The organism is Enterorhabdus sp. P55 (assembly GCF_009911695.1).
GTDB lineage: Bacteria > Actinomycetota > Coriobacteriia > Coriobacteriales > Eggerthellaceae > Enterorhabdus.
On the sequence record NZ_QWKK01000148.1, the window covers coordinates 1 to 4,143 of the forward strand.

At 71.2% G+C, this 4,143-nt stretch carries 3 protein-coding genes; all 3 read right to left on the minus strand.

The features are described from left to right. Positions 1-668 precede the first annotated feature (668 nt). The 3 genes from D1643_RS09985 to rsmI all read right to left on the minus strand — a co-directional run bounded on the left by D1643_RS09985 (position 669) and on the right by rsmI (position 3,951). The gene (locus D1643_RS09985; RefSeq protein WP_160710478.1) at positions 669-1,523 is read right to left on the minus strand and encodes a DegV family protein; all 855 of its coding nucleotides are present in this window, start codon (positions 1,521-1,523) and stop codon (positions 669-671) included. A gap of 902 nt (positions 1,524-2,425) precedes the next feature. After that, positions 2,426-3,079, minus strand: coding sequence for a M48 family metallopeptidase (locus D1643_RS09990; RefSeq protein WP_236643538.1), 654 nt, complete (start codon positions 3,077-3,079; stop codon positions 2,426-2,428). After that, positions 3,076-3,951, minus strand: a complete 876-nt coding sequence (gene rsmI, locus D1643_RS09995; protein WP_160710479.1) for a 16S rRNA (cytidine(1402)-2'-O)-methyltransferase — start codon at positions 3,949-3,951, stop codon at positions 3,076-3,078. Before rsmI ends, D1643_RS09990 begins: the two co-directional genes overlap by 4 nt. Positions 3,952-4,143: the final 192 nt, after the last annotated feature.

The following is a 4,143-nucleotide window of genomic DNA, read 5'->3' on the forward strand; positions in this document are numbered from 1 at the left end:
CGGCGGACGCGGGGGGCGCGGGGATGCGGGTGCGGCCCGCAGCAGCACCGCAGGCGCCTTCGGCGCGAGCCCGGGGGTGCGGGTGCGACCCATGGGCGCGAGGAGGTGCGGGCGCGGCCCACGGGCGCACGCGGGGACGCGCGGAGGCGCGTCGGACTGCGGGGCGATGCCCAGGAAGCGCAGGGCGCACGACGCAAAGATGCGGAACCGGGCAGCACAATCGCAGAACTGCGTGATGCGCAGAGGGCGCCGGAGACCGCGCAGCGTGCGAGGTGCGCGAGACCATGACCCGACGCGCGGAGGCCGCGGCGTGCGCGAGTGCAGCGCAGGTGCGCGAGACGAGCGCAGCGCGCGAGATGCGCGGTCGCGAAAGGGACGGGGCGCAACGCGGAGACGCCCAAGGCGCGGCGGGCACGCTGTCGCACGCGCGGCGATTGGCTCGTACGAGTGTTTCACGTGAAACACTCGTACGGTCATAGTGAAAAAGAGGACGACCCAGCGTAAAAACGACGACGCGAATCAGCCGCGTCGTCGTTTTACGAGAACGAATGTTTCACGTGAAACATTTCACACCGAAAGACCACCTCGGCACCCGGGGAAGCGGGCGAGCCACCCACAAGGCGTTCCACAAGGCGTTCCACCAGGCTAGGGGAACGCGGGGCCCTCCCCTACTCGGCAGCCAGCGAGGCGATGCCGAAGGAGCCGGGGCCGCAATGCGAGGAGATGACGCCGCCCGTCTCGATCCACTCGATCTCCTGGAAGCCAGCGTCGCGAAGCTTCTCCACCACCTGACGCTGGAGCGTCTCGTCGAGGCCCTCGTTGCGAATGAGCGCCACGCGGGAGCGATCGAGCGGCTCGCGCGTGATGAAATCGCCAACCAGCGCCAGCACCGCCTTCTCCATGGAGCCGCGCAGCTTCTTGGTGGCGACGAGCTTGCCGTCCAGGATCTCGATGACCGGCTTGATGCGCAGCAGCTGCGCGCCCAGGTACGCCCCGTTGCTCAGGCGGCCGCCCGCGCGCAGGAACTCGAGGCCGCCGGGGATGAACGCCATGCGCGAGCGCGCCACCTGGCTGTCGACGAACGCCCTCACCTCGTCCACCTCGGCATCCGGATGCTCCTCGAGGAAACGCGCCGTGTTGGTGACCACCAGGAACAAGCCGGCCGTCACGGACTTGGTGTCGATGGCCACCACGTTGTCGCGGCCCTCGGCGGCCATGCGCGCCGACTCGAAGGAGCACGTCGTGCACGCGGAATATGCCAGGTAGAGGATGGTGGCCTCGGGGTCGCGCGCGTCCACGCGGGCGAAGGTGTCCGCGAAGTCCTGCGGGGTGCAGCCGCTCGTACGCGGCAGATCGCCGGTGGCGCGGTAGTGGTCGAAGATGTCGCTCACGGGGAACGCGCCGTCGTCGAAGCTCTTCTCGCCGAACGTCACGTGCATGGGCGCCAGCTCCAGGCCATAGCGCTCCACATGCTCTGCGGGAATGTCCCCACCCGTCTCCGTCACGATAGCATAGCGCGCCATGGCGCCCCCTCCCTTGCTGCGCCGGGCGCCTTGCCGCCCGGCAGCCTCGCCGCGCTGCGACCGCCATCCGCTGGCGCGCCGCCCACGCATCCCTCACTCGTCGCATCGACGCCCTCGCGCCCTCGCGCCCTCGCGCCCTCGCGCCCTCGCGCCCTCGCGCCCTCGCGCCCTCGCGCCCTCGCGCCCTCGCGCCCTCGCGGAAATAGTTTGACACTCAAAGTGATTACTTATTCCCCAGTTTACCAACGAAATGAGGAATAATCGACGCCATCACAAGGGAAACACAGCGCTGCGTCGGAATAACGCGTTTTCGCCAACGAACCGATGTTTCACGTGAAACATTTTGAGCGATACCCGAGGAGACCGACAAGAACGAGTGTTTCACGTGAAACACTCGCGCCCGACGGACGGCTGGCAGAACCCGCGCGTATCGCGTATCGCGACGGGCAGCTGGCGGAGCCGGCACAGTGCGCGGCGACAGCCGACGCGATCCGCGCCTCGCAGCATCCAGCCGGCACGGCCTGCGTCTCGCGGTGTCCGGCGGACGGCTGGCGGAACCCGCGCGGCCCGCTTCTCGCGACCGGCTCGGTGGCGGGGCCGGAACCATCCGCGTCTCGCGACCGGCTCGGTGGCGGGGCCGGCACGATCCGCGTCTTACGGCATCCAGCCGGCGCGGCCTGCGTCTCGCGGCGGGCGATTGATGAGGCCGCCTACTCCGCGTCTCGCAGTGTCCAGCAGGCGGGTGGCAGGGGCGTCACCATGCGCGGCGGAACCCGCGCGGCCTGCGTCTCGCGGCGGGCGCGGTGGCGGGGCCGGCACCATCCGCGTCTCGCGGAGCCTGGCAGGCAGATGACAGAGCCGACGCGGCCTGCGTCTCACGGTGTCTGACAGGCGGCCGGCGGCTAGCGGAGCTTGGCGCGGCGGGCGCGCCAGTCGGGCATGAGGCGATCCATGGCGGCTTGGAAGCGAGGGCCGTGTCCGCGCTCGATGAGGTGACAGAGCTCATGGACCACCACGTACTCCAGGCACTCAGGCGGGTAGAGCGCCAGCCGCACGTTGATGCAGATGCGCCCGGTGGACGGCTGGCAGCTCCCCCAGCGGCTCGTCATGTTGCGGTAGACCACCTTGCCAGCGCGCACGCCCATGATGGGCTCCCATGCCTCGATGAGCGCCGGCACGCAGGCCTCGACGACGGCGCGCCACTGGGCGACCTCCGCCGGGCTGGCCGCGGCGGCCTGGGCGCGTGGCGAGGCGGCGACCGCCTGGCGCTGGCGCTCTATCCAGCCGCGCTTCTCGCGCACGAAGGCGCAGATGAACGCGTCCGACGTACGCGGCGGCGCCGACACGGCGACGCGGCCGTCGGCAGCGCGCACGCGCAGGTTCACGTTCTTCACGCGCTTGCGGGTGACCCACACCTCCAGGCCATCCACCACGAGTAGCTGCGCCTCGGTCGCCGTCCGCGCCCTGCTGCGCGAGGCGGCCAACGCGGCCGCGCGCGCCGGCTCCCCATCAGCCCGCGTGCACCCCTCCGGCATCCTGCCGGGCGCACGCGTCATGGGCGGGCCTTGGCGGCGGCCATCGCCAGGTCGTAGGCCTCGTTGCGGGAAACGCCGCACTCGGCACACAGGCGTTTGGCGATGTCCTTCGTGCGCAGGCCCTCGGAAGCCAGATCGGCCGCACGATCAGCTGCCGTCGCGGCGGCAGCCTCGGCGCCCGCAGCGATCTCGGGCTCGCTGGGCCCGTCGATGACGAGCACGATTTCCCCGCGGATGCCGCCAGGCTCGGCCGCACGGGCCGCGAACGCGTCGCGCACTTCGGCCGCTGGGCCGCGCAGCACCTCTTCGTGCAGCTTCGTCAGCTCACGGCAGACCGCCACCGTACGCAGCGGCAGTATCCCCGCCACCGTCTCCAATGCGCTGACCAGGCGGTTTGGGCTCTCGTAGAAGACGAGCGCCGCATCGAGGCCCCGCAACGCCTCCAGGCAGGCGCGCTGCTCCGCCGCCTTGCGCGGGAAGAAGCCGCCGAAGTAGAAGCGCGGGTTCACCGTGCCGCTCGCCACGTAGGCGGTAGCCGCCGCCGTAGGGCCAGGCAGCACTTCCACCGGCGCGTCGGCCTCCCGGGCGGCGGCCACCAGGCGCAAGCCGGGGTCGGACACGCCGGGCATGCCGGCATCGGAGCAGTAGGCCACCACCTGACCGGCGAGAACGCGCTCGGCGATCGCCGTCGCCCGCACGCCCACGAGCGCCTCGTCGAGCCGCTCGAGCCGCTTCTCGATGCCGAAGGCAGCCAGCAGCCGACCGGTCACACGCGTGTCCTCGGCGCAGACGACGTCGGCTTCGGCCAAGGCGGCGCGGGCACGGTCGGTCATGTCGCCCAGGTTGCCCAGGGGCGTGGGCACGATGATGAGTTTTCCCGTTCGAGTCTCCATGGTGACGAATTATAATCCCGCACGCGCTAGAATACGGATGGCATCGCGCCATTCCCCGCAGGACCCCCGCGGCCCCAGACCCGACACCTGCCGCATCCGCGGCTGGCGCCCTCGCCTGGCGCGCGGCCGACAGCCCCGGCGCGCCCGCAGAGGCGCCCCGCGGCCCCAGCCTGCGGCCAAGGGCTCGCCCGG

Excerpts from the sequence above, each read along its gene's own strand:
- D1643_RS09990 (WP_236643538.1), bottom strand. The coding sequence starts at position 3,079 with ATGACGCGTGCGCCCGGCAGGATGCCGGAGGGGTGCACGCGGGCTGAT.
- D1643_RS09985 (WP_160710478.1), bottom strand. The coding sequence starts at position 1,523 with ATGGCGCGCTATGCTATCGTGACGGAGACGGGTGGGGACATTCCCGCA.
- rsmI (WP_160710479.1), bottom strand. The coding sequence starts at position 3,951 with ATGGAGACTCGAACGGGAAAACTCATCATCGTGCCCACGCCCCTGGGC.